The sequence below is a fragment of the Aminobacter sp. J44 genome, from assembly GCF_007829415.1.
GTDB lineage: Bacteria > Pseudomonadota > Alphaproteobacteria > Rhizobiales > Rhizobiaceae > Aerobium.
Genome location: NZ_VLJG01000056.1, coordinates 105,150 through 125,883 on the forward strand (window position 1 = coordinate 105,150; position 20,734 = coordinate 125,883).

Sequence of the window (20,734 nt, forward strand, 5' to 3'; positions counted from 1 at the left end):
GTTCAGCCTTTCCTGACGAGTTCGATCATGCGCTCGACATGCACAATCGGGGTTTGCGGCGTGATACCATGGCCGAGGTTGAAGACCAATGGTCCCTGGCCGAGCTCGCGCAGGATGGCTGTCACGCCCTCGTCGAGAGCCTTGCCGCCGGCAACAAGTCGCATCGGGTCGAGATTGCCCTGCACGGCGCCCTCGCGCTGCAGCGCCCTTGCCTGGCTCCAGGGAACCGACCAGTCGAGGCCAAGCGCCGTGACGCCGGTCTTCTGGCGATAGTCCTGGTAGAGCGCCCCGGCACCCTTCGGAAAGCCGATGATCGGAGTGTCGGGATGAACCTCACGCACACGCCGGACGATCTCGGCGACCGGCTCGACGCAGCACATCTTGAAAGTGGCTTCGTCCAGCACGCCGGACCACGAGTCGAAGATCTGCACGGCGTCGGCGCCGGCATCGATCTGGCGGATGAGATATTCGGCCGACTTCTCGGCGAGCAGCTGCAGCAGCGCACGCATCGCCTCCGGGTTGGCATAGGTGAAGAGGCGGGCCGGCGCTTGGTCGGGCGTTCCGTGCCCGGCAATCATGTAGGTCGCAACGGTCCAGGGCGCGCCGCAGAAACCAAGCAGCGCCGTTTCTTCCGGCAGTTCGCGGCGTAGCCGCCTGACCGTCTCGTAAACCGGTTCAAGATTCACGTGAAACGCTGACGTGTCGATCTCGGCGATTTCCTCTGCCTTGATCGGCGTCATCAGCGGACCGCGTCCTTCCTCGAAGTGAAGATCACGCCCGAGCGCATGCGGGACGACGAGGATGTCGGAGAACAGGATCGAGGCGTCAAAGCCGAAGCGGCGGATCGGCTGAAGGGTGACCTCAACCGCGAAATCGGGGTTGTAGCAGAGGTCGAGGAAACTTCCGGCCTTTGCGCGCGTTTCCCGGTACTCGGGCAGATAACGGCCTGCCTGGCGCATCATCCAGATCGGTGGCGGGAAGACTGGCTCTCCCTTCAAAACGTCAACGACAATCCGCTTGGGCGCCATGCTCTGTCCTCACCGGCTATCTGCCAACCAAACAAATAGATTCTTTGAAAAGAGGAATCTTTTGATTCTTAGACTCTGTTGGAATCCGCAATTACGGCTTGTTCCACGTTTGGGGCAAAAACCGCAACACGCAAAGCGCCGCAAGGCCGCGTGACAGGGATTGCAGAATTTCGGGGATAACCCGGATTCCATCTTTTAAAACAGCAGCTTGTGCCTGAGCGAAATATGGTGTCTTTGGAGCCGCTGTGCAAAGGCTTCAGCTTTCCCCACATTCGTCCACATGGCCGGAACGCTCGGCACACTGGGCAAGTTTGTGGACAACTCGACCTTTGATACAGTCGCTTTCCCCAGCGATGCGGAAACCCTCAGGTTTTCCACATTTGCCAACAGGAGCGCGGGCAAGCCTGTGAACAAGCCGCAGAGCTTCTTTCATCTGCATCTGATTTCGGATGCGACCGGCGAGACGCTGATGGCCGCCGGACGGGCAGCCGCGGCGCAGTACAAGAACGCGCGCGCGATCGAGCACATCTACCCACTGGTGCGCACTGAAAAGCAGCTCTTGAAGGTGCTTGAGGAGATCGACGAGACTCCGGGAATCGTTCTCTACACGGTGGTCGACCAGCAGCTTGCCTCGATCATCGACCGGCGCTGCTCGGAAATGGGCCTGCCCTGCGTATCGGTGCTCGAACCCGTGCTGTCGGTGTTTCAGTCCTATCTCGGCGCTCCGGCCGGAAGGCGCGTCGGTGCCCAGCACGTTCTCGACGCCGATTATTTCCGCCGCATCGAGGCGCTCAACTTCACCATGGAGCATGATGACGGCCAGCTGGTGCATGAGGTCGGCGACGCCGACGTCGTGCTCATCGGAATTTCCCGCACCTCGAAGACGCCGACCAGCATCTATCTCGCCAATCGCGGCATCAAGACGGCCAACATTCCAATCGTGCCCGGCGTGCCGGTGCCGGAAAGCGTCGTCCACGCGGAGAAGCCGCTGATCGTCGGGCTGATCGCCACCGCTGAGCGAATTTCCCAGGTTCGCCAGAACCGCATTCTCGGCAGCTCCCCTGGATTTGACGTGCAGAGCTATGTCGACCGCACTGTGATCGCGCAGGAGCTCGCCTATATGCGCCAGATCTGCGCCCGCCATGGCTGGCCGGTAATCGATGTCAGCCGCCGCTCGATCGAGGAAACGGCTGCCGCGATCGTTGCATTGCGCGGCAAGTCACGCTAACGGCGCGTCAACAAGGAGAGGCCGACATGTCTGACGCAATCGTACTGGCTTCGGGCAGCCCGTTCAGGAAAAAGATGCTGGCCGACGCCGGCCTCGACTTCATCCAGGACCGGCCGCAGATCGACGAACGTGCTGTCGAAAAGGCAGTCGAGGGCTCGGGTCTGACACCGGAAGATCTCGCCTCCATTCTCGCGGAAGCCAAGGCGCTCGATGTCTCGCAGCGCCAACCGGGCAAGATTGTCATCGGCACCGACCAGACGCTCTCGCTGGGCGACGAGGTGCTGCACAAGCCGAAGGACATGGAAGAGGCGCGCCGTCGTCTTCTTGCCCTCTCGGGCAAGACGCACCAGCTCAACAGCGCCATCGTGCTCGTCCGAGACGGCGAGGTGCTGTGGCGCCATGTCGGCATTGCGCGGCTGACGATGCGCCAGCTCGACCCCGGCTTCATCGGCCGTCATCTTTCCCGTGTCGGCGACAAGGCGCTTTCCAGCGTCGGCGCCTACCAGATCGAAGGTGAGGGAATCCAGCTCTTCGAGAGCATCAAGGGCGATCACTTCACAATCGTCGGTCTTCCGCTTCTTCCGCTTCTCGACCAACTCAGGCATCTCGGAGCCATTGATGGCTGATCAGGGTAAAAAGGCATTCGTCATCGGTCACCCAGTGGCGCATTCGCGCTCACCGATGATCCACGGTTACTGGCTGAAGCAGTACGGCCTCCCCGGCAGCTATGAGCGCATCGAAGTTCATCCGATGCAGGTTGAGGCATTCCTGAGCTCGCTTCCCGCCAGCGGCTATGCCGGCGGCAATGTGACCATCCCGCACAAGGAAGCAGCCTTCGGCGCTGCCGACGTGGTCGATGAGGCGGCGGAGCTGATCGGCGCGGCCAATACGCTGTGGCTCGAGGACGGCAGGCTGTACGCCAGCAATACTGATGCTTTCGGCTTCATGTCGGATCTCGACCAGCGCGCCGATGGCTGGCGCAATGCAGGCACGGCGCTCATTTTAGGCGCAGGCGGGGCCTCGCGTGCGATCCTGTTTGCGCTCGAAGAAGCGGGCATCCGCGACATCCGCGTTGTCAACCGCACGGTCGCCCGCGCGCAGGAACTCGCCGACCGCTTTGGCGAGCGCGTCTCGGCGCACAGCTTCGAAGCGGTGAATGAGCTGGCCAAAGATGCGCAGCTCGTCGTCAACACCACAGCGCTCGGCATGGGCGGACAAGGCGAGTTGCCCCTGGACGCGTCGCTGCTGCCGTCCTCGGCAATTGCCGTCGATATCGTCTATACGCCGCTTGAGACGCCGTTCCTTGCCGCTGCGGCGCGCCACGGCATCCGCACCATCGACGGGCTCGGCATGCTGCTGCACCAGGCGATCCCCGGCTTCGAAAAATGGTTCGGCGTGCGCCCGCAAGTAACGGAAGACCTTCGCGCCGTTATCGTCGCCGATCTGCAGGGCGGGCATTGATGATCGTCCTTGGCCTGACCGGTTCTATCGGCATGGGCAAGTCGACGACCGCCCGCATGTTCGAGGAAGAGGGCGTTCCGGTCCACGATTCCGACGCTACCGTCCACGCGCTCTATCGCGGCGCAGCCGTCGAACCCATCCGCGCACGCTTTCCGGCGGCTGTCGTCGACGGAGCGGTTGATCGTGAAAAGCTTGCAGCTGAAGTGCTCGGCAAGCCGGATGCCCTGCGCGAACTCGAAAAAATCGTCCATCCGCTGGTTCGCGCCGAAACAGAAGCCTTTCTTCGGAAGCACCGCGAGGACGGCACGGAGATCGTCGTGCTCGATATTCCGCTTTTGTTCGAAACCCATGGCGAGGGCCGCGTAGATCGCATCGTCGTCGTCTCGGCTCCGGCCGAAGTGCAGCGCGAGCGGGTGCTTGCCCGTCCCGGTATGACGGTCGAGAAATTCGAGGCGATCCTGAAGCGCCAGGTGCCGGACGCCGAAAAGCGCGCCCGCGCCGACTTCGTCGTCGACACCGGCAAGGGGATGGATGCTGCCAGGGCGCAGGTCAGAGATATCATTGGGCAACTTGCCGCGGCCGCTGCCTGATCCTTGCCTTTGCCCGGCATGTTGGCGATTCTGCGCCGCAAGGAGCATCCCCAATGCGTGAGATCATTTTCGACACCGAAACCACCGGGCTTGATTCCCGTGAAGACAGGATCATCGAGTTCGGCGGCATCGAGATGGTCAACAAGTTCCCGACCGGCCGCACCTTCCACCAGTACATCAATCCCGAGGGCCGCCCGGTCCATCCCGATGCACTCGCGGTTCACGGCATCAGCGACGAACAGCTCGCCGACAAGCCCACCTTCAAGGAAATCGCATCACAGCTGCTCGACTTCCTCGACGGCGCGGTGCTGATCGCGCACAACGCGAACTTCGATATCGGCTTCCTTAACGCCGAGTTCGCGCGGCTGGGCGTGCCTCCTATCGATCCGTCGCGCGTCATCGACACGCTGGCGCTTGCCAAGCGCAAGCACCCGATGGGGCCGAATTCGCTCGACGCCCTCTGCCGCCGTTATGGCATCGACAACAGCCACCGCACCAAGCACGGCGCGCTGCTCGACTCCGAACTCCTCGCAGAAGTCTACATCGAGCTGATGGGCGGCAAGCAGGCGACCTTCAGCCTGGACACAAAGGTCGAGGTCACCGTCACCACGACCGAGATCGAGACCGTCACGGTCGTGCGCCAGCGCGAGCGGCCACTTGCTCCGCGCCTGACGGATGCCGACATCGCTGCCCACCGCAAGCTGGTTGACACCCTCGGCTCTTCCGCGATTTGGAAGGAAGTCGAGCCCGACTATCGCGAGCAGATCGCCGCGGAATAGCGGGTGATCGCAAAGTCAGGCAGTCATGAAAAAGGCCCGGGAAGACCGGGCCTTTTCAATACTGGTCTGCTTGCGCGGCAGCCTTATGCGGTGCCGGTCGGAGCCTGGGCCTTCGCCTGCTCCTGGGCAAGGCGCTGCTGGAACATCTGCGCGAAGTCGATCGGGTCGATCATCAGCGGCGGGAAGCCGCCATTGCGCGTGCAGTCGGCCACGATCTGGCGCGCGAACGGGAACAGCAGGCGCGGGCACTCGATGAACAGGATGGGCAGCACGTGCTCCTGCGGGAAACCGGCCACGCGGAAGACACCGCCATAGACCAGCTCGACGTTGAACAGCACCTTGTCGCCTTCCGAAGCCTTCGCATTCAGCGTCAGCTGCACATCAAACTCGGTCTCGCCGACCGGGTTGGCGGTTACGTTCACGTTGATGTTGATGCCCGGGGCCTTGTCGCGGGCGCGGAGCGTGTTCGGAGCGCCGGGGCTCTCGAACGACAGGTCCTTCACATACTGCACGAGGACGTTGAGCGAGGGTGCAGCGCCGTTGCCTGCGCTCGGAGCGGCGGCAGGCTTGGTGTCGTCGTCTTGATTGGCCATCAGCCGGAATCCTTTTTTGTCTTCAGCCGTTCCCGGCCGTGAAGAGAATGCGAGGTTGGCTAACATGGTCAACCCCTGCATGACAAGCTGGACTTGCCTAATGGTCGGTTCTGAGCTGCGGGCGGGGCCGCTCCTCCGGATCGTCGGTATCGTAGCGGGTGTATTCGTCCTCATCGAGATCGATCGTCCGCGAGGAGCGGCGCGTGTATGCGCTGGCAAAGCCGCTGGCCGTCTCGACCACGACGATGCGGCTGGAGATGAAGCGCCACACGACCTCGCGTACCGGCGGGATGAACAAGAGGATGCCGAGAGCGTCGGTGATGAAGCCGGGCAGGATGAGCAGGATGCCCGCCAGCATGATCATCACGGCATGCACCATGTCGCGGCCGGGCGATACGCCCGTCTGCATCGCCTCGCGCATGCGCGACATCGCGCCGAGGCCCTGGATGCGCAGCAGGATCGCGCCCAGCACTGTCGTCGCCAGGATCAGCCCGATCGTCGCCAGCACGCCGATCTCGCTGCCGACGATGACGAAGCCCGCGATCTCCGCGAGCGGAAGGACGAGGAAAATCAACGGCAGGAAGGGAAGCCTCAAGTGTTCATCTTTCCGTGTTCGCGCCCGAAAGGGCATTCCCAATACAGATAGGGAGACGCCGCTTTGGTTTGAATGATGGTATGATGCGTTCTATATGCAAAAAACGAGCTGGCGATAGCGGCACCTCGCCCGATCCAGGATATTGGCGGACGTCATGGAATTTTTCGATTTCGGTACGATTTTCTTCATGATCGCGGCGATCGTGATCTTTTTCCAGCTGCGCAGTGTGCTTGGCCGCCGGACGGGGCATGAGCGGCCGCCTTTTGATCCCTATTCCAGCGCGCGCAAGGATGCGGGCGCTGAAGCGACTGCCGGGGAAAATGTCGTCTCGCTGCCGCGCCGCAAGGGAGCGCCGGAATCTGCAACCAGCTATGCCGCCATTGATGCGGTGGCGGCGCCCGGCACCGACCTCAACCGCGGCCTGCGAGCTATTCGCGACGCCGATCCCAACTTTGAGCCGAACAGCTTCGTTGAAGGTGCCAAGCTCGCCTACGAGATGATCGTCATGGCCTATGCGGATGGCGACCGCCGTGCGCTCAAGAACCTCCTGTCGCGCGAGGTCTACGATGGCTTTGTCGCAGCCATCGCCGACCGCGAGAGCCGCAACGAAAAGATCCAGTCCTCCTTCGTCGGCATCAACCGCGCCGAGATCGTCAATGCGGAGATGAAGGGCTCTGAGGCGCACATCACCCTGCGCATCGTCAGCGAGCTCATCTCTGCCACGCGCAACGCCGCCGGCGAGGTGATCGATGGCGATCCGGAGACGGTGGCCGAGGTCAAGGACGTGTGGACCTTCGCCCGCGACACCCGCTCGAAGGACCCGAACTGGAAGCTCGTGGCCACCGAGGCTGACGACTGAGCCCGAGCCCTTCAAATGCTTCCATGTCTGCTGCGCTGATCCCCGCCGGTTTTGCCGATCTCGCCGGCTGGGCAGAGGATGCGCATGCCGCGGCCTTCGCCGCCTTCCGCCGCTCGGCGATTTACGGCCTCGAGAATGGCTACAAGACCGGCGCGCTGGGCATCGGCCCCGAGCACCTTGCGCCTGCCTGGCAGGAAGCTGCCAGCATTGAAGCCGATCTTTCCGACGCCGAGGCCCGTTCCTTCTTCGAGCGCCATTTCGCACCGCGTCTCATCCGTCCCAATAATACAGCGACCGGCTTCGTTACCGGCTTCTACGAGCCGGAAGTTGAGGCTTCGCCCGCACGGAGCGAGCATTTCACGGTCCCGCTGCTCAGCGCTCCCGATGATCTGGTCAAGGTCGATGACAGCAACCGGCCGGAAGGCATGGACCCTTATCTTGCCTTCGGTCGCAGGACGCCGGACGGCATCGTCGAGTATTTTGACCGCGCCGCGATCGAGCAGGGCGCGCTGGGCGATAAGGCAAGAGCCATCGCTTGGGTCGCCGATCCGGTCGATGCCTTCTTCATTCACGTGCAGGGTGCGGCACGCCTGAAAATGCCGGACGGCTCCGTCCGCCGCATCACCTATGCCGCGAAATCCGGCCAGCGTTTCACCGGTCCCGGCCGGGTGCTAATCAAACTCGGCGAGATTGCCGAGGCCGATGTGACCATGCAGTCGATCCGTGCATGGTTCGCCGACCATCCCGACCGCATCAACGAAATCCTCTGGCGCAACCGCTCCTACATCTTTTTCCGCGAGGCCGACGTTTCCGATCCTTTGCTTGGCCCCGTTGCTGCGGCCAAAGTGCCGCTGACGGCGGGCCGCTCGCTCGCGGTCGACCGGCGGATCCACACTTTCGGCACGCCGTTTTTCATCGACGCGCCGACGCTGCTTGCCTTCGACGAACAACCGTTCCGGCGGCTGATGATCGCGCAGGACACCGGCTCGGCGATCGTCGGTCCCGCACGCGGGGACCTTTTTGCCGGCTCGGGCGATGCCGCGGGCGAGATCGCGGGCGTGGTCCGCCATCCGGCGGACTTTTACATTCTCGTGCCGCGCCCATATGGATCGGCGGCATGAAGACGAAGTATCTTACCGCCGAGGACCGCATTCTCTGGGGGCGCGTCGCGCGTTCGACGCGGCCGATGCCCGGCAAGTCGGTCGAGGATATCGAGCGGGAGATGGAAGATTTCGCGGCCCTTCTCGAACCGCCTGCGCCGAAGCCGAAGCCGCGCAATGCTCGTTCGGCAGGGGATCTGGTTGAAGAGAAGCCGCAGCAGAAGCGCCAGCCGCCAGCGCCCAACGTCATCGACCGGCCAACGCACCAGAAGATAGCCCGCGGCCGCCTGCCGATCGAAGGCAAGGTCGATCTGCATGGCATGACGCAAAGCGAAGCCCATTCCCTGCTGTTGTCGTTCCTGCAGCGTGCCTATGCGGACGGCCGCCGCCATGTCCTCGTCGTTACCGGCAAGGGCTCGCCCTCGCGCGGCACGGGAGTGCTGCGTCAGGCCGTGCCCGGCTGGCTGTCGACGCCGCCGTTTCGGGCTCTCGTCAGCGGTCATCAGGAGGCGGCGCGCCACCACGGCGGCGAGGGCGCGCTCTACATCCGCCTGCGCAAGCGGGAGGCGCCATGACGCCGTTTGGGCTGAAGATGCGCGAGCTCCGCGCCGCCAAGGGCGTCTCGCAAAAGGAGATGGCCGATGCGCTCGGCGTCAGCGCGGCGTATCTTTCGGCGCTGGAGCACGGCAAGCGCGGCGTGCCCAACTGGGCGCTGGTGCAAAAGATCGTCGGCTACTTCAACGTGATCTGGGATGAGGCGGAGGAGCTTCAGCATCTTGCCGCTTCCTCGCATCCGCGCGTGGTGGTGGACACCACCGGTCTCTCGCCCAAGGCAACTGCCTTTGCCAACCGCCTGGCCGAGGAGATCGGGCAGCTGGACGACACCGCGCTCGATGCGCTGATGCGCACGCTCGACGAACGCGGTCGAAAATAGCCGTCAGAACAGCTTCTTCAGCTCGTTCAGCCGTTCGTTGACCAGCCATCCGTAATAGTTTTCCTGCGGATATCGCGGCGACAGCCCCTCGGCCTGGCGCTTCAGGTTCTCCGCGCGCAGCGCACGCGCACGCTGATCGGGGTTGCCGAGATTGTAGAGCGTCGCGGTGATGCCGGGGTTCTTCGAGATGTCGAAACCCGCGATGTCACGATAAGCCTCGATCGACTTCTTTAGCGTCGCCGCCACATAGGCCAGCGTCAGGTCGGGATCCATGATGGTCTTGTAGACCTGCTGCGCGTTGTTGTGGTCGAGCTTCGGCAGCTTCGACACCTGCGCGACGATGTCGCTCATCTGCAGGGCGGTGAGCGGATTGAGCTGGCCGATGCCAAAGGTCTGGCCAGCGTAAAAGGGCTGGAAGAACACGGCGCTGAAACGGTCGCGGGGATAGGACTTGCCGTCGACCTTCTTTCCGCGGAACGAACGGTCCCAGACCGTCTCGCGGCAGGTCCACTGCTCGTAGCTTCCCTTCAAATTCTCGCAGCGGGCAAATTCCGGCCGCTTGATGAAGTCGGAGATCGACTCGCCGTCATAGGCGAACTTGAAGCTGGTCTGAAAATACGAGACAGCCTTCACATAATAGGTCTGAAGCCGGTCGTAGGCGTCGACATTGTAGGTGTGCTCGCCGACGATGGCGCCCACCATGTGCATCGGATCGAGGCCATACTGGGCAGAGACCGTCTTGATTTTATTGCGCAGGGCAGCGTCGTTTTCGAGCAGCGCATAGACCTTGCGGTACTTTGCCTCGTAGGTGGAATTCGCCGCGCGGGTACGATTAGCCGACGCATTCGGGATCGGCGGCTGCTCCTTCGACCGGTTTCCAGGCGGCACGACAGTGGCAGCGCTGGCAATCGCTGGAAGTACGAGCAAGCACAGACAGGCGAGAAACCGGATCGCAGAGTTCATAAAGGGCCCGAGACTGGGTCAGGAACGACCGCGCGGCAAGCTACCGCCCGGCCGGGTCAGCGTCGAGTGCCTGACGTTCAAACATTCGTCAAGACCTGCGAAAGGTCGCACCTCGCATTTCGAAGAACAGCGCGCGGTTACCTCGGCGCGCTGCTCTTGATGGTTATCAAAGAATGAACTTCGACAGGTCGGTGTTGCGGGCAAGGTCGCCGACGAACTTCTCGACATATTCAGCGTCGATCACGATCTCCGAGCCCGAGCGGTCGGGCGCGTTGAACGAGATGTCATCGAGCACCCGCTCCATCACCGTCTGCAGGCGCCGCGCGCCGATGTTCTCGACGGTGGCGTTGAGGTCGACGGCTATGCCGGCCAGGCGGTCGATGGCGTCGTCGGTGAAGGTGAGATTGACGCCTTCGGTCTCCATCAGCGCGATGTACTGCTTGATCAGGCTCGCCTCGGTCTCGGTCAGGATGCGGCGGAAGTCTTCCTTCTCCAGCGCACGCAGCTCGACGCGGATCGGCAGGCGGCCCTGCAGCTCAGGCAGCAGGTCCGACGGCTTGGCGACGTGGAACGCACCGGAGGCGATGAAGAGGATATGGTCCGTCTTCACCGGGCCGTACTTGGTTGCAACGGTGGTGCCTTCAACCAGCGGCAGCAGGTCACGCTGCACGCCTTCGCGCGAAGGACCGCCGGCAATGTCGGAGCGGGCCGCCACCTTGTCGATCTCGTCGAGGAAGACGATGCCGTCGTTCTCGGTCGAGGCAATCGCGCGGCGCACGACTTCTTCCTGGTCGAGCAGCTTGTCCGACTCGTCGTTGATCAGCAGCTCGTAGGAATCCTTAACGGTGGTCTTGCGCAGCTTGGTGCGCTGGCCGCCCATCGCCTTCTGCAGCATGTCGCTGATGTTGAGGACGCCGATGCCGGCGCCGGGCATGCCCGGAATATCGAAGGTCGGCATGCCGCCACCGCTGTTGTCGGCAACCTCGATCTCGATTTCCTTGTCGTCGAGTTCGCCGTCGCGCAGCTTCTTGCGGAAGGAGTCGCGGGTAGCCGGGCTCGCGGTCTTGCCGACCAGCGCCTCGAGCACGCGCTCCTCGGCGGCAAGATGGGCCCGCGCCTTCACGTCCTCGCGCATCTTCTCGCGGGTCAGGCCAATCGCAACCTCGACGAGATCGCGGATGATCTGCTCGACGTCCCGGCCGACATAGCCGACCTCGGTGAACTTGGTGGCTTCGACCTTGATGAACGGAGCCCCTGCGAGCTTGGCGAGACGGCGCGAAATCTCCGTCTTGCCGACGCCGGTCGGCCCGATCATCAGGATGTTCTTCGGCATCACCTCTTCGCGCATCGGGCTGGACAGCTGCTGCCGCCGCCAGCGGTTGCGCAGGGCGATTGCCACGGCGCGCTTCGCCTCCTTCTGGCCGATGATGTAGCGGTCGAGTTCGGAAACGATCTCGCGAGGAGAAAAAGTGCTCATCACTATAACCCACTTTGCCACTGCTTAATGAACTCGAACGGATGCAGCAGCATAATCACGTTGAGCGTCAGATTATCCCGGATGACGTAGCCGGTGCCGATCTCGAAAATGAGCGCGATGGCTACGGTCACAGATATAGGTAGCCGCCAGGCGAGCGCAAAGCCCACGATCATGGCGAGCGTGTCCGCCACCGAGTTGACGATGGAATCGCCGAAATAGTCGAGCGAGATAGTCGCCTCGCGGTAGCGGTTGATGATGAAGTCGCTGTTCTCGACGATCTCCCACGCGACCTCGATGCCGGTCGCGATGGCGAGCCGCATCAGGATCGGCGCGCGCGGAAACAGGATCCAGGTCAGCGCGTAGAACAGGAAGCCGTGGATGATGTGCGAGGGCGTGTACCAGTCGGAAAGGTGCTGCGAGTTCTCCGAGCTGATCACCACGCCATGCCACAGCTTGACGTAGCCGCACTCGCAGATCGGCACCCGGCCCATCCGGTAGAGCGTCACCGCCTGCGCGGCGATGAATGCGAGAACAAGAAGCAGACCGATCGTCTGCCAGCGGCTGGTTGAAGACCGGTCGGGTTCTAATGTCATGCGCAGCTTTCGTCGCCAGGGTGATGATATGCGGCACGAGAAACGATCACCTCAGAGTCACTCCCCAGCCACGTGCTGCATGAGCAGTACATCGCTTCCGGTTCGCCCGACAAGCGAGGGGATCGGCCGGAAGCCAGCCTTTTCATAGGCACGCACGGCGCGAAGATTAGCCGGATCCGGATCGATGATGATGGTCTGGTGCCCTTCGCTCCTCAGCTTCGCGACGAAGGCTGCGAGGGCGGCAGAGCCGATGCCTTGCGAAAGCTGTTCTGCCACCCCGATGGAAAGGTCCACGCCGACGGTATCAGCGGGAAGTTCGGCGAGCCACGGATGCTCCTCGATCCACTCCCGGTTCTGGTGGTGGCCGACGAACCAGTACTGGATGTAGCCGACCAGCTCACCATCAAGCCGGATCAGGAAGGGACGGGTCGTGTCCGTCCCCTCGACCATGTTCCTGATGTGCTCCAGCTCTTCGTCCGGATCGCCCCACCATTCCCGCATATGCGGTTCACCGAGCCACGCCGCGAGCAGCGGGTAATGTTCCCGCTGCACCGAAATGAAGTCGATGGCGCGGTCGCTATTCGGCATCCAGCGTTTCGATGACGAAGTTGTTGTTGGTGTAGACGCAGATCTCCGACGCGATCTCCATCGCCTTGCGGGCGATTTCTTCGGCCGTCTTGTCGGTGTCCATCAGCGCGCGGGCGGCCGCAAGCGCGTAGTTGCCGCCAGAGCCGATCGCCATCACGCCATGCTCGGGTTCGAGCACGTCGCCCGTGCCGGTCAGCGCCAGCGTCACCGACTTATCGGCAACCAGCATCATCGCTTCCAGCCGGCGCAGGTACCTGTCGGTGCGCCAGTCCTTGGCGAGCTCTACCGCCGCGCGGGTCAGCTGGTCCGGATATTGCTCGAGCTTTGCCTCGAGCCGTTCGAGCAGGGTGAAGGCGTCGGCGGTCGCACCCGCGAAACCCGCGATCACGTTGCCCTTGCCGATGCGGCGCACCTTGCGCGCATTACCCTTCATGATTGTCTGGCCAAGGCTTACCTGGCCGTCGCCTGCGATGACGACCTTGCCGGCCTTTCGCACGGTCACGATCGTTGTCGCGTGCATCGTCAGTTCGTTCGACATAATTGCTCCGATCTCCTGCGCCGAAGCGCTTGTCGCTTATGTATGCGCGCCATACGCGAATGCAATCATGCTTCGCAGCAGTGCTTTCCATTAAACGGCCATGCTGGTAAGACGCAGGCGCTTTTCTTCTTTACTGGAAGGTGATGATCATGTCCGGGCGCACAGCCAGCGTTTCCCGCAGCACTAAGGAGACCCAGATCTCGGTTTCCGTGGATCTCGACGGCAAGGGCCGCTCCGAGATTTCCACGGGCGTGGGCTTCTTTGACCATATGCTGGATCAGCTGTCGCGCCATTCGCTGATCGATATGAAGATCGAGGCGAAGGGCGACCTGCACATCGATGATCACCACACCGTCGAGGACACCGGCATTGCGATCGGCCAGGCGATCTCGAAGGCGCTGGGCGAGCGTCGCGGCATCTGCCGTTATGCCTCGATCGACCTTGCCATGGACGAGACGCTGACGAGCGCAGCCATCGATGTCTCCGGCCGACCGTTCCTTGTCTGGCACGTCGATTTCTCGGCCCCGAAGATCGGCACCTTCGACACCGAGCTGGTGCGCGAGTTCTTCCAGGCGCTGGCGCAGAACGCCGGCATTACCCTGCACGTGCGCAACCAGTACGGCGCCAACAACCATCATATCGCCGAGACCTGCTTCAAGGCGGTGGCACGGGCCCTGCGCGCCGCGATCGAGTTCGATCCGCGCCAGGAAGGCGCCATTCCCTCGACCAAGGGAACGCTGAACGGATAGGAGCGGCGATGGCCAGCTATGTGGTGATGGAGCCGCCTGTACGCGATGGCGCCGAGCGCGCCGTCCTCGTGCGGGACGGCTTCCACTTTCTCGCCTTCGTCTTTCCGGTGTTCTGGCTGCTGTTCCACCGTCTGTGGCTGGAGGCGCTTGCCGTCTTCGCCGTCGGCCTCGCCATCGGTGCCGTGGCTTCCTATCTCGGCTACGACTGGCTGGCGCTGGTTGCCGGGCTGGCTGTCGCCATCTTCATCGGGCTGGAAGGCCCGGCGCTGAAGGTCGCCGCACTGCTGCGTCGCGGCTGGCGCGAGTGGGGCGTCGTCGAGGCGGACAATTCCGGGGACGCTGAAGTGCGCTATCTCGAGGCGAAGGACTTTAACGGGCAGGACGACACCGTGCCTGCCCTTCAAACCAACAGGCCCGCACGGGCCGCTGCCACGGCGGTGCCGGCTCTCGGCATGCTGGGTTATCCCGGAAGAGGATGACGATGCGCGTTGCGATCATAGATTACGGATCGGGTAACCTCCGCTCCGCCACCAAGGCATTTGAACGTGCCTCCCGCGAATCTGGCATTGCCGCCGAGATCGAACTGACGGCCGACGCGGAGCGCGTCCGCACCGCTGACCGGGTCGTCCTGCCGGGCGTCGGCGCCTATGCCGACTGCCGCGCCGGCCTTGATGCCGTTCCCGGCATGGTCGAGGCGCTGCGCGAGGTGGTCGAGCACAAGGCCCATCCGTTCTTCGGCATTTGCGTCGGCATGCAGCTGATGTCCTCGCGCGGCCTCGAGAAGACCGTGACCGAGGGGCTCGACTGGATCGAGGGTGACGTCCGTCTCATGCAGCCGGACGACCCGGAACTGAAGATTCCGCAGATCGGCTGGAACACGATTCACGTGAAACAGGACCATCCGCTGTTCGCCGGCATCCCGACCGGCGACAACGGCCTGCACGCTTATTTCGTCCATTCTTATTTTCTCGATGCGAAGCACCAGCAGGACGTGATCGCCACCACCAATTATGGCGGCGTTGTCACGGCTGCGGTCGCGCGAGACAACATGGCTGGAACCCAGTTCCATCCCGAAAAGAGCCAGAAGCTGGGCCTTGCCCTGATTGCCAATTTCCTGAGGTGGAAGCCGTGATCCTTTTCCCCGCCATTGATCTCAAGGAAGGTCGCTGCGTCCGCCTGAAGCTGGGCGAGATGTCGAGCGCGACGGTCTACAACGAGGATCCGGGCGCGCAGGCCGCCCAGTTCGAGGCGCAGGGCTTCGAATGGCTGCATGTGGTCGACCTCGACGGCGCCTTCGCTGGCGAGAGCCGCAACGGCGATGCCGTCGAGTCGATCCTGAAGTCGACGAAGAACCCGGTGCAGCTCGGCGGCGGCATCCGCAACATGAACCACATCGAGGCCTGGCTCTCGAAGGGTCTCGCCCGTGTCATCCTTGGCACCGTCGCGGTACGGAACCCGCAGCTCGTCATCGAGGCCTGCAAGGCATTTCCGGGCAAGATTGCGGTGGGCATTGACGCGCGCGGCGGCAAGGTCGCGGTCGAGGGCTGGGCGGAAGCGTCCGAACTCGGCGCGATTGAACTCGCCAAGAAGTTCGAGGGCGCTGGCGTTGCCGCCATCATCTACACCGACATTGACCGCGACGGCGTGCTTGCCGGCATCAACTGGGACGCCACCATCGAGATGGCGAGGGAGGTTTCGATCCCGGTGATCGCTTCCGGCGGCCTCGCTTCCATGGCCGACATCGAGCGCATGACCCAGCCGGATGCCGCGATCCTCGAAGGCGCGATTTCCGGCCGTGCGCTTTATGACGGCCGCATCGATCCGGCGAAGGCGCTCGCCGTGCTCAAGGGAGCCCGCGCATGACGCTCAAGTCCCGCATCATTCCCTGTCTCGACGTCAAGGACGGCCGCGTCGTCAAGGGCGTTAACTTCGTCGACCTGATCGACGCGGGCGACCCGGTGGAAGCTGCCCGTGCCTATGACGCTGCCGGTGCTGACGAGCTTTGCTTCCTCGACATTACCGCTTCGTCCGACAATCGCGAGACGATCTTCGATATCGTCGCGCGTACCGCCGAGCAGTGCTTCATGCCGCTCACCGTCGGCGGCGGCGTGCGCCAGGTCGCCGACATCCGCAAGCTGCTGCTTGCCGGCGCCGACAAGGTCTCGATCAACACCGCAGCGGTCAACAATCCGGACTTCGTTTCTGAAGCTGCCGACAAGTTCGGCAACCAGTGCATCGTCGTCGCGATCGACGCCAAGAAGGTGTCAGGGCCGGGCGAAGCGGACCGCTGGGAAATCTTCACCCACGGCGGCCGCAACGCGACCGGCATCGACGCCGTCGAGTTCGCAGTCAACATGGTGAAGCGTGGCGCGGGCGAAATCCTGCTGACCTCGATGGACCGCGACGGCACCAAGGCCGGCTACGACATCCCGCTGACCCGCGCGATTGCCGATGCGGTCACCGTGCCGGTGATTGCCTCCGGCGGTGTCGGTAATCTCGACCATCTGGTCGAGGGCATCCGCGACGGGCATGCGACTGCGGTGCTGGCCGCATCGATTTTCCATTTCGGCACCTACACCATTGCGCAGGCCAAGGAGCACATGGCAAAAGCGGGTCTTGCCATGCGGCTCGATCCCGTGGCCTGAGGAGGAGGAGCCATGTCCGGTTTTACGCTCTCGGAGCTTGAACGCATCGTTGCAGAGCGCGGCCGTTCGGGCGACACCAACTCCTGGACGGCGAAGCTGTTCTCGAAGGGAATCGACAAGGCGGCGCAGAAGCTGGGCGAGGAGGCGGTTGAGACCGTCATCGCCGCAGTGCGTGGCGACCGCGCCGGCGTTGTCAGCGAAAGCGCGGACCTTCTTTATCACCTCATGGTTACGCTCGCGCTCGCCGGCGTCCCTCTCGATGAGGTGATGGCTGAGCTGCAGCGCCGCACCGGCCAGTCCGGTATTGCCGAAAAAGCGGCACGTCCCGCTGACTAGCCGCCGAGGCACCATGTCGATCGCTCTGGACCACCTCGTCGCGACCGAAAAATACTCGCCCTATCGCTTGTTCACTGCCGAGCGCTGGGCAGAATTTCGCGCCGACACGCCCCTCACGCTGACCGAGGATGAAGTCCGCCGGCTGCGTTCGCTGAACGACCCGATCGATCTCGACGAGGTGCGGCGCATCTATCTGTCGATGTCGCGCCTGCTTTACGCGCATGTCGAGGCAACGCAGCTTCTCTATCGCCAGCGGCAGCTGTTCTTTGGCGCCAATGGCTCGGTGAAGACGCCCTTCATTATCGGCATCGCCGGGTCCGTGGCGGTCGGCAAGTCGACCACCGCGCGCGTGCTCAAGGAGCTCCTGCAGCGCTGGCCGACGAGCCCGAAGGTTGACCTCGTCACCACCGACGGCTTCCTGCTGCCCAACGATGTTCTGCGCCGCGAAAATCTGATGGAGCGCAAGGGCTTCCCGGAGAGCTACGACGTCGGCGCCCTTCTGCGCTTCCTTTCGGCCATCAAGTCGGGCGAGCGCGACGTCAAGGCGCCGCTCTACTCGCACCTGACCTATGACGTGCTTCCCGGTGCCTACGTCACCATCGACCGGCCCGACATCCTGATCTTCGAAGGCATCAACGTCCTGCAGACGCGCGAACTCCCGAAGGACGGCAAGTTCGTGCCGTTCATCTCCGACTTCTTCGACTTCTCGATCTACATCGATGCGCCGGAGGAGCTGGTCCACGAGTGGTACATCGACCGTTTCATGCGACTGCGCGAGACGGCATTTCGCAACCCGGAATCCTTCTTCCATCGCTATTCGCAGCTGTCGGAAGACGCCGCGCTGGCAATTGCCGAGAGCCTCTGGACCAACATCAACCTCAAGAACCTGCGCGAGAACATCCTGCCCACCCGCCCGCGCGCTGACCTCGTTCTGCGCAAAGGCGCAGATCATCTGGTCGAGGAAGTGGCACTGCGGAAGTTGTAGGCCGGCTGATTAAGAAAAACTTTATCCCCGTATGAACTACATGGAGCAATAGGAGGGGCTCCATGTCAAAGCTGGTTGCGGTAAGACGCGAGTTTGCGATCGGCGGCGTTATATTAACCGTCGCGCTGTCATACCTCTCGATGATCCCCATTCTTCATGCAGCCAATATGTCGATCGACTTCGCGTCAATACGCGATTTCGCTCTTGTTCTCAGCATGGGTTTGCCATTCATCGCCTATGCATGTTGGCGGAGAATGGTTTTCATTCCCGAAGCGCTGACCTGCTTCACTGCCATCCTCGCCCTTTGCGTCCCCGTCATCGTGTGGACCTATGCGGCGATGCGGCTGAACATGCCCCTTGCCGATGCTCAGCTGGTGGCAATGGATGAGGCCCTGGGCTTCGACTGGCGCAGGTTCATCGAGTTCGTGGACGGCTGGCCCGCGTTGGCGAACCTTCTGGCGGAAGCATACTCCTCCTTTTTCCTGCAGCTTCTCCTCGTTCCAGCGGTGCTGGCTCTATTTGGTCGCCCTCAACGGGCGTGCACCATGGTTGTGGCCTATTGCCTCCTTTGCCTGATCTCCAGCATCGTCTTTATCTGGTATCCGGCTCTGGGCACTTACGTCGTCTATGGCGTCAGCCAGGAACAATTGCAGGCCATCAATGCAAAGTTCGGGTTCGTGTTCCTGGAGCAGTTTCACGCCGTCAGGCAGCCCGGCCCTTTCGTGATCAAATTTCACGAGGCTGCGGGCATCGTAACTTTCCCTTCGGTACATGCTGCCGTGGCTGCCTTGTGCGCGTGGGCGTGCTGGGACCTTCGCTGGCTGCGCGTCCCGGCACTGCTGCTGAATGTGGCAATGGCTGTCTCGGCGATTTCCCACGCAAACCACTACCTCGTGGATGTGATAGCCGGCATCGGGATCGCCGGTCTGTCGATCAGTATCGCGACGGCGATCTTCTATAGGCGCATCGCCGCGCGCGCCTGGTCGCCTTTCGACGTATTGGTCACACCTTCCTCACCCGCCTCAACGTCAAATTGATCCGACCGCCGTTCTTCAGCAGCGTCGAGGTGGCGGGATAGATGCGGTCGACGCCGTGGAAGGCGAGGCGGCCTTCGCCGCCGAGGACGACGATGTCGCCGCTTCGAAGGCGGAAGGAGACCGTGCGGCCGGAGCGGGTGGTTTCGCCGACGCGAAACAGGCAGTCATCGCCAAGTGAAACCGACAGAACGGGTGCCGCTAGATCCTGCTCGTCGCGGTCCTGATGCAGGCCCATGCGCGCGTTGGGCTCGTAGAAGTTGACGAGGCAGGCCTCCGGCTCGTGTGGGTATTGCGCGATCTCGCGCCAGATATCGAGCAGCATGGCGGGGATCGGCGGCCAAGGAGCGCCGGTGACGGGGTGATGCGGCTGGTAGCGGTAGCCGCCTTCCTTGTCGGTGACCCAACCGAGCGCGCCGCAATTGGTCATCCGTACGCTCATCGGCTTGCCGGTGCGCGGCATGGTCGGCACGTAGAGCGGCGCGGCCTTGACGACGGCGCGGATCTCCTCGAGCAGCTTTTCCTGCTGCGGCCGGTCGAGATAGCCGGGAATGTGGCGCACGCCGCGCGGCAGAACCTGCACCATCATCGCGCCTCGGGATGGCGCCCGGCAGCGCTTTGCGCCGGGCGCACCAAGAAAATTAGTCGAGCGGCGGGATGCGCAGCACCTGGCCCGGATAGATCTTGTCCGGATGCGTCAGCATCGGCGTGTTTGCCTCGAAGATCAGCGTGTGCTTGGCGCCCTTGCCCTTGCCGTAGTGCGCCTCGGCGATCTTCCAAAGGTTGTCGCCCTTCTTGACGGTGTAGAAGACCGGCTCCTTCTCGGCCTTGTCCGGAGCTTCCTCCACCTCGACCTTGGTTTCCACCTCGGCGATGCCGATCGTGTTGCCGACAGCGACGATCGCCTTTTCCAGCGTAGCCTGATCCGCGACCTTGCCCTTCAGCACCGCCTTGTTGCCGACGATCTCGATCTTGACGTCCTCGGTGCCGAGCTTGTGCGAAGCGAGCTCCTGCTCGATCGCGTCGACCTTCGGCTCTTCCTCATCGTCACCGAAACCGAGCTTCTTGCCGATGGACTTTGCGAAACTGAACAGACCCATACCGCCTCTCCTTGCGCTGGTAGTTGATGCTTACGCCCCCATGCGAGTTGTCGCATCGGAAATTGCAAATGGGAAGCATCAATCAGTCGGCAGCAACCTTGCCGCGCATCTTCTTGATGCTGGAGCGCCCGGCCTTTTCCTTGAGACGTCTTTCGACCGCGCCCTTCGACGGCTTGGTCTTCTTGCGCGGCTTCGGTGGCGGCTCGGCGGCTTTGGCGAGAATTTCGATCAGCCGGGCGCGCGCGTCGGCGCGGTTCTGTTCCTGGGTGCGGAAGCGCGAGGCCTCGATGACGATGACGCCATCCTTGGTGGCACGATAGCCGGCGAACTTGATTGCGCGCTCGCGGACGCGCTCTGAAAGGCCGGGAGAGGAGGCGGCATCGAAGCGCAGCTGAACTGCGGTGGCCACCTTGTTGACGTTCTGGCCGCCGGGACCGGACGAGCGGATGAAGTTTTCCTCCAGCTCGTCCTCGCTGATGACGGCCCCGGGGCCGATTCTGATCGTCTTATCCATTTCGGGCCGTTCCATGCACCGGGCGAACCTCTCCTAGATAGAGTA

General features: G+C 62.8%; 28 protein-coding genes. 17 read left to right on the plus strand and 11 right to left on the minus strand.

What is annotated here, in order from left to right; all coding sequences use genetic code 11:
- Window positions 1–2: 2 nt before the first annotated feature.
- On the minus strand, window positions 3–1,028 hold the full coding sequence (hemE, locus tag L610_RS16850) for a uroporphyrinogen decarboxylase (protein WP_024847141.1): 1,026 nt from the start codon (window positions 1,026–1,028) through the stop codon (window positions 3–5).
- A gap of 406 nt (window positions 1,029–1,434) precedes the next feature.
- On the opposite strand from hemE, the gene L610_RS16855 reads away from it, so the two are divergent.
- From L610_RS16855 to dnaQ, 5 genes are read left to right on the plus strand one after another with little or no spacing between them, the layout of a single operon-like run.
- The gene (locus tag L610_RS16855; RefSeq protein WP_024847140.1) at window positions 1,435–2,256 is read left to right on the plus strand and encodes a pyruvate, water dikinase regulatory protein; all 822 of its coding nucleotides are present in this window, start codon (window positions 1,435–1,437) and stop codon (window positions 2,254–2,256) included.
- 26 nt (window positions 2,257–2,282) lie between these two features.
- Entirely contained in the window at window positions 2,283–2,882 is a 600-nt protein-coding gene (locus L610_RS16860) for a Maf-like protein (protein WP_024847139.1), read from the plus strand.
- Window positions 2,875–3,717 (plus strand): shikimate dehydrogenase, encoded by an 843-nt coding sequence (locus L610_RS16865; protein WP_024847138.1) that lies wholly within the window; start codon window positions 2,875–2,877, stop codon window positions 3,715–3,717. Before L610_RS16860 ends, L610_RS16865 begins: the two co-directional genes overlap by 8 nt.
- Window positions 3,717–4,307: a dephospho-CoA kinase gene (gene coaE / locus L610_RS16870; RefSeq protein ID WP_144706476.1), complete on the plus strand. Its 591-nt coding sequence runs from the start codon at window positions 3,717–3,719 to the stop codon at window positions 4,305–4,307. Before L610_RS16865 ends, coaE begins: the two co-directional genes overlap by 1 nt.
- Before the next feature lie 53 nt (window positions 4,308–4,360).
- Window positions 4,361–5,086 (plus strand): DNA polymerase III subunit epsilon, encoded by a 726-nt coding sequence (gene dnaQ / locus L610_RS16875; RefSeq protein ID WP_024847136.1) that lies wholly within the window; start codon window positions 4,361–4,363, stop codon window positions 5,084–5,086.
- An 83-nt stretch (window positions 5,087–5,169) separates the two neighbouring features.
- Here the strand turns inward: dnaQ and secB are convergent, their stop codons facing one another.
- Together secB and L610_RS16885 are read right to left on the minus strand one after the other, a co-directional pair.
- A complete protein-coding gene (secB, locus tag L610_RS16880; RefSeq protein ID WP_024847135.1) occupies window positions 5,170–5,679 on the minus strand; it encodes a protein-export chaperone SecB in 510 nt (169 codons plus the stop codon).
- 97 nt (window positions 5,680–5,776) lie between these two features.
- Entirely contained in the window at window positions 5,777–6,274 is a 498-nt protein-coding gene (locus L610_RS16885; protein WP_024847134.1) for an FxsA family protein, read from the minus strand.
- Window positions 6,275–6,428: 154 nt separating this feature from the next.
- Between L610_RS16885 and L610_RS16890 the strand changes: the two genes are divergently transcribed.
- Genes L610_RS16890 through L610_RS16905 form a run of 4 tightly spaced genes read left to right on the plus strand, consistent with a single transcriptional unit; the run spans window position 6,429 to window position 9,167 of the window.
- Window positions 6,429–7,133 (plus strand): Tim44/TimA family putative adaptor protein, encoded by a 705-nt coding sequence (locus L610_RS16890; RefSeq protein WP_144706478.1) that lies wholly within the window; start codon window positions 6,429–6,431, stop codon window positions 7,131–7,133.
- A gap of 23 nt (window positions 7,134–7,156) precedes the next feature.
- A complete protein-coding gene (locus tag L610_RS16895; protein WP_144706479.1) occupies window positions 7,157–8,254 on the plus strand; it encodes a murein transglycosylase A in 1,098 nt (365 codons plus the stop codon).
- A complete protein-coding gene (locus L610_RS16900) occupies window positions 8,251–8,808 on the plus strand; it encodes a Smr/MutS family protein (protein WP_144706481.1) in 558 nt (185 codons plus the stop codon). The genes L610_RS16895 and L610_RS16900 overlap by 4 nt, the downstream gene beginning before the upstream one ends.
- The gene (locus L610_RS16905) at window positions 8,805–9,167 is read left to right on the plus strand and encodes a helix-turn-helix domain-containing protein (protein ID WP_024847130.1); all 363 of its coding nucleotides are present in this window, start codon (window positions 8,805–8,807) and stop codon (window positions 9,165–9,167) included. Before L610_RS16900 ends, L610_RS16905 begins: the two co-directional genes overlap by 4 nt.
- Before the next feature lie 3 nt (window positions 9,168–9,170).
- Here L610_RS16905 and L610_RS16910 read toward each other — a convergent pair whose 3' ends face one another.
- The 5 genes from L610_RS16910 to hslV form a co-directional block, all read right to left on the minus strand.
- Window positions 9,171–10,130 carry a DUF1402 family protein gene (locus L610_RS16910; protein ID WP_024847129.1) on the minus strand — a complete coding sequence of 320 codons (960 nt, stop codon included), beginning with the start codon at window positions 10,128–10,130 and terminating at the stop codon, window positions 9,171–9,173.
- A 166-nt stretch (window positions 10,131–10,296) separates the two neighbouring features.
- On the minus strand, window positions 10,297–11,607 hold the full coding sequence (gene hslU, locus L610_RS16915) for an ATP-dependent protease ATPase subunit HslU (protein ID WP_144706483.1): 1,311 nt from the start codon (window positions 11,605–11,607) through the stop codon (window positions 10,297–10,299).
- 2 nt (window positions 11,608–11,609) lie between these two features.
- Window positions 11,610–12,200, minus strand: a complete 591-nt coding sequence (locus L610_RS16920) for a DUF2585 domain-containing protein (RefSeq protein ID WP_144706485.1) — start codon at window positions 12,198–12,200, stop codon at window positions 11,610–11,612.
- 57 nt (window positions 12,201–12,257) lie between these two features.
- Window positions 12,258–12,788, minus strand: coding sequence for a GNAT family N-acetyltransferase (locus L610_RS16925; protein WP_144706487.1), 531 nt, complete (start codon window positions 12,786–12,788; stop codon window positions 12,258–12,260).
- The gene (gene hslV / locus L610_RS16930) at window positions 12,778–13,326 is read right to left on the minus strand and encodes an ATP-dependent protease subunit HslV (RefSeq protein ID WP_144706489.1); all 549 of its coding nucleotides are present in this window, start codon (window positions 13,324–13,326) and stop codon (window positions 12,778–12,780) included. The genes L610_RS16925 and hslV overlap by 11 nt, the downstream gene beginning before the upstream one ends.
- Window positions 13,327–13,475: 149 nt before the next feature.
- Between hslV and hisB the strand changes: the two genes are divergently transcribed.
- The 8 genes from hisB to L610_RS16970 all read left to right on the plus strand — a co-directional run bounded on the left by hisB (window position 13,476) and on the right by L610_RS16970 (window position 19,078).
- Entirely contained in the window at window positions 13,476–14,075 is a 600-nt protein-coding gene (gene hisB, locus L610_RS16935) for an imidazoleglycerol-phosphate dehydratase HisB (RefSeq protein ID WP_024847124.1), read from the plus strand.
- A gap of 8 nt (window positions 14,076–14,083) precedes the next feature.
- Window positions 14,084–14,554, plus strand: a complete 471-nt coding sequence (locus L610_RS16940) for a DUF2628 domain-containing protein (RefSeq protein WP_144706491.1) — start codon at window positions 14,084–14,086, stop codon at window positions 14,552–14,554.
- Window positions 14,555–14,556: 2 nt separating this feature from the next.
- Window positions 14,557–15,207: an imidazole glycerol phosphate synthase subunit HisH gene (gene hisH / locus L610_RS16945; protein WP_144706525.1), complete on the plus strand. Its 651-nt coding sequence runs from the start codon at window positions 14,557–14,559 to the stop codon at window positions 15,205–15,207.
- Complete coding sequence (gene hisA, locus L610_RS16950) at window positions 15,204–15,938, plus strand: 1-(5-phosphoribosyl)-5-[(5-phosphoribosylamino)methylideneamino]imidazole-4-carboxamide isomerase (protein ID WP_024847121.1); 735 nt, start codon at window positions 15,204–15,206, stop codon at window positions 15,936–15,938. The genes hisH and hisA overlap by 4 nt, the downstream gene beginning before the upstream one ends.
- Entirely contained in the window at window positions 15,935–16,720 is a 786-nt protein-coding gene (gene hisF, locus L610_RS16955) for an imidazole glycerol phosphate synthase subunit HisF (protein WP_144706493.1), read from the plus strand. The genes hisA and hisF overlap by 4 nt, the downstream gene beginning before the upstream one ends.
- A 12-nt stretch (window positions 16,721–16,732) precedes the next feature.
- Window positions 16,733–17,056: a phosphoribosyl-ATP diphosphatase gene (locus tag L610_RS16960; protein ID WP_144706495.1), complete on the plus strand. Its 324-nt coding sequence runs from the start codon at window positions 16,733–16,735 to the stop codon at window positions 17,054–17,056.
- Between the two features lie 13 nt (window positions 17,057–17,069).
- Entirely contained in the window at window positions 17,070–18,041 is a 972-nt protein-coding gene (gene coaA / locus L610_RS16965; protein WP_186441567.1) for a type I pantothenate kinase, read from the plus strand.
- 62 nt (window positions 18,042–18,103) lie between these two features.
- A complete protein-coding gene (locus tag L610_RS16970; RefSeq protein ID WP_144706497.1) occupies window positions 18,104–19,078 on the plus strand; it encodes a phosphatase PAP2 family protein in 975 nt (324 codons plus the stop codon).
- Here the strand turns inward: L610_RS16970 and L610_RS16975 are convergent.
- The 3 genes from L610_RS16975 to arfB all read right to left on the minus strand — a co-directional run bounded on the left by L610_RS16975 (window position 19,044) and on the right by arfB (window position 20,689).
- On the minus strand, window positions 19,044–19,658 hold the full coding sequence (locus L610_RS16975; protein ID WP_144706529.1) for an alpha-ketoglutarate-dependent dioxygenase AlkB: 615 nt from the start codon (window positions 19,656–19,658) through the stop codon (window positions 19,044–19,046). The genes L610_RS16970 and L610_RS16975 overlap by 35 nt on opposite strands.
- 58 nt (window positions 19,659–19,716) lie before the next feature.
- Window positions 19,717–20,175 (minus strand): peptidoglycan-binding protein LysM, encoded by a 459-nt coding sequence (lysM, locus tag L610_RS16980; protein ID WP_024847115.1) that lies wholly within the window; start codon window positions 20,173–20,175, stop codon window positions 19,717–19,719.
- An 82-nt stretch (window positions 20,176–20,257) separates the two neighbouring features.
- A complete protein-coding gene (arfB, locus tag L610_RS16985) occupies window positions 20,258–20,689 on the minus strand; it encodes an alternative ribosome rescue aminoacyl-tRNA hydrolase ArfB (protein ID WP_024847114.1) in 432 nt (143 codons plus the stop codon).
- Between the last annotated feature and the right edge of the window lie 45 nt (window positions 20,690–20,734).

What these genes read in the sequence shown, in the direction of transcription:
- hemE (WP_024847141.1), bottom strand. Translation starts at nt 1,028, where the DNA reads ATGGCGCCCAAGCGGATTGTCGTTGACGTTTTGAAGGGAGAGCCAGTC.
- L610_RS16860 (WP_024847139.1), top strand. Translation starts at nt 2,283, where the DNA reads ATGTCTGACGCAATCGTACTGGCTTCGGGCAGCCCGTTCAGGAAAAAG.
- L610_RS16865 (WP_024847138.1), top strand. Translation starts at nt 2,875, where the DNA reads ATGGCTGATCAGGGTAAAAAGGCATTCGTCATCGGTCACCCAGTGGCG.
- coaE (WP_144706476.1), top strand. Translation starts at nt 3,717, where the DNA reads ATGATCGTCCTTGGCCTGACCGGTTCTATCGGCATGGGCAAGTCGACG.
- dnaQ (WP_024847136.1), top strand. Translation starts at nt 4,361, where the DNA reads ATGCGTGAGATCATTTTCGACACCGAAACCACCGGGCTTGATTCCCGT.
- secB (WP_024847135.1), bottom strand. Translation starts at nt 5,679, where the DNA reads ATGGCCAATCAAGACGACGACACCAAGCCTGCCGCCGCTCCGAGCGCA.
- L610_RS16890 (WP_144706478.1), top strand. Translation starts at nt 6,429, where the DNA reads ATGGAATTTTTCGATTTCGGTACGATTTTCTTCATGATCGCGGCGATC.
- L610_RS16895 (WP_144706479.1), top strand. Translation starts at nt 7,157, where the DNA reads ATGTCTGCTGCGCTGATCCCCGCCGGTTTTGCCGATCTCGCCGGCTGG.
- L610_RS16900 (WP_144706481.1), top strand. Translation starts at nt 8,251, where the DNA reads ATGAAGACGAAGTATCTTACCGCCGAGGACCGCATTCTCTGGGGGCGC.
- L610_RS16905 (WP_024847130.1), top strand. Translation starts at nt 8,805, where the DNA reads ATGACGCCGTTTGGGCTGAAGATGCGCGAGCTCCGCGCCGCCAAGGGC.
- L610_RS16910 (WP_024847129.1), bottom strand. Translation starts at nt 10,130, where the DNA reads ATGAACTCTGCGATCCGGTTTCTCGCCTGTCTGTGCTTGCTCGTACTT.
- hslU (WP_144706483.1), bottom strand. Translation starts at nt 11,607, where the DNA reads ATGAGCACTTTTTCTCCTCGCGAGATCGTTTCCGAACTCGACCGCTAC.
- L610_RS16920 (WP_144706485.1), bottom strand. Translation starts at nt 12,200, where the DNA reads ATGACATTAGAACCCGACCGGTCTTCAACCAGCCGCTGGCAGACGATC.
- L610_RS16925 (WP_144706487.1), bottom strand. Translation starts at nt 12,788, where the DNA reads ATGCCGAATAGCGACCGCGCCATCGACTTCATTTCGGTGCAGCGGGAA.
- hslV (WP_144706489.1), bottom strand. Translation starts at nt 13,326, where the DNA reads ATGTCGAACGAACTGACGATGCACGCGACAACGATCGTGACCGTGCGA.
- hisB (WP_024847124.1), top strand. Translation starts at nt 13,476, where the DNA reads ATGTCCGGGCGCACAGCCAGCGTTTCCCGCAGCACTAAGGAGACCCAG.
- L610_RS16940 (WP_144706491.1), top strand. Translation starts at nt 14,084, where the DNA reads ATGGCCAGCTATGTGGTGATGGAGCCGCCTGTACGCGATGGCGCCGAG.
- hisH (WP_144706525.1), top strand. Translation starts at nt 14,557, where the DNA reads ATGCGCGTTGCGATCATAGATTACGGATCGGGTAACCTCCGCTCCGCC.
- hisF (WP_144706493.1), top strand. Translation starts at nt 15,935, where the DNA reads ATGACGCTCAAGTCCCGCATCATTCCCTGTCTCGACGTCAAGGACGGC.
- L610_RS16960 (WP_144706495.1), top strand. Translation starts at nt 16,733, where the DNA reads ATGTCCGGTTTTACGCTCTCGGAGCTTGAACGCATCGTTGCAGAGCGC.
- coaA (WP_186441567.1), top strand. Translation starts at nt 17,070, where the DNA reads ATGTCGATCGCTCTGGACCACCTCGTCGCGACCGAAAAATACTCGCCC.
- L610_RS16970 (WP_144706497.1), top strand. Translation starts at nt 18,104, where the DNA reads ATGTCAAAGCTGGTTGCGGTAAGACGCGAGTTTGCGATCGGCGGCGTT.
- lysM (WP_024847115.1), bottom strand. Translation starts at nt 20,175, where the DNA reads ATGGGTCTGTTCAGTTTCGCAAAGTCCATCGGCAAGAAGCTCGGTTTC.
- arfB (WP_024847114.1), bottom strand. Translation starts at nt 20,689, where the DNA reads ATGGATAAGACGATCAGAATCGGCCCCGGGGCCGTCATCAGCGAGGAC.